1 protein-coding gene is annotated in these 335 nt (G+C 55.8%); it reads right to left on the reverse strand.

Annotated elements, in window-relative coordinates; all coding sequences use genetic code 11:
- Positions 1-280, reverse strand: a 280-nt coding sequence (locus RVY79_RS18310) for a site-specific DNA-methyltransferase (protein WP_317465955.1), incomplete at its 3' end; no start/stop codon positions are given.
- Between the last annotated feature and the right edge of the window lie 55 nt (positions 281-335).

A 335-nucleotide genomic window follows, 5' to 3' on the forward strand; every position in this document is an offset into this window, starting at 1 on the left:
TTGAGATGCGCTCGCAGGCGATGTCGAAAAACTTCGGCTCAAGTTCAATGCCAATGAATTGTTTCCCGCGCCGCGCACACGCAACCCCAGTCGTTCCGCTGCCCATGAATGGGTCAAACAGAACGCCCGCACCAGTGGTCTCGATTACAGTTTCGGGAAGTGCGACTGGGAACGGAGCCGGATGCCCTGTTTCCTGCCGCTCCATGCCAAGCCGCCACACATCTCCGCTTCCAGAAGCGGAATGGCTCTTCAGCGAAAACGACTGCTTTGCGAAAAGCATCACCCACTCTTGGCGCGTGCAGTAATGCCTAAGATTCACATCAATTCCAGTTCCG

The organism is Chromohalobacter sp. HP20-39 (genome assembly GCF_033052815.1).
In the GTDB taxonomy this organism is placed as follows: domain Bacteria; phylum Pseudomonadota; class Gammaproteobacteria; order Pseudomonadales; family Halomonadaceae; genus Chromohalobacter.